2 protein-coding genes are annotated in these 564 nt (G+C 64.5%); both read left to right on the top strand.

From position 1 onward, the window contains the following. The coding region (locus EN807_RS32420) for a hypothetical protein (RefSeq protein WP_135937919.1) at nt 1-189 on the top strand (189 nt) is incomplete at its 5' end. Between the two features lie 14 nt (nt 190-203). Beyond that, a partial coding sequence (locus EN807_RS32425) for a hypothetical protein (protein WP_135937920.1) occupies nt 204-564 on the top strand: 361 nt, incomplete at its 3' end.

The raw sequence follows: 564 nt of genomic DNA on the forward strand, positions 1-564 counted from the left end.
ATACCGAAGAGCTACGGCAGCTCAATCGCCCTCACGGGCGCGCCGAACGCCGCGTTGTGGGCCTTCCTCCTGTTCTACGTGAGCTGCCTTGCCATCACCTGGGGTGTCTACACCCGCAAGGGCGGCCTTCTGCACGACATCGAGCGCGCCAAGCGCGGCGCGCCCGTCCGCCCGGCCGCGGCCGAATAACCAGGGACAACGCAATGTCACATTTTCTCGACCGGCTAACCTTCTTCCGCAAGACCGTCGACAGTTTCTCCGACGGCCACGGGATCGTGACCAATGAGGATCGCTCCTGGGAAGACGGCTACCGCAAGCGCTGGCAGCACGACAAGATCGTGCGCTCCACCCATGGCGTGAACTGCACCGGCTCCTGCTCGTGGAAGATCTACGTCAAGGGCGGCATCGTCACCTGGGAGACACAGCAGACCGACTATCCGCGCACGCGGCCCGATCTGCCCAACCACGAGCCTCGCGGCTGCGCGCGCGGCGCCTCTTACAGCTGGTATCTCTATTCCGGCGCACGGGTGAAATACCCGATGATCCGCGGCCGGCTGTTGAAGC

Origin of the sequence: Mesorhizobium sp. M5C.F.Ca.ET.164.01.1.1 (genome assembly GCF_004792125.1) — a bacterium.
GTDB classification, from domain to species: domain Bacteria; phylum Pseudomonadota; class Alphaproteobacteria; order Rhizobiales; family Rhizobiaceae; genus Mesorhizobium; species Mesorhizobium wenxiniae.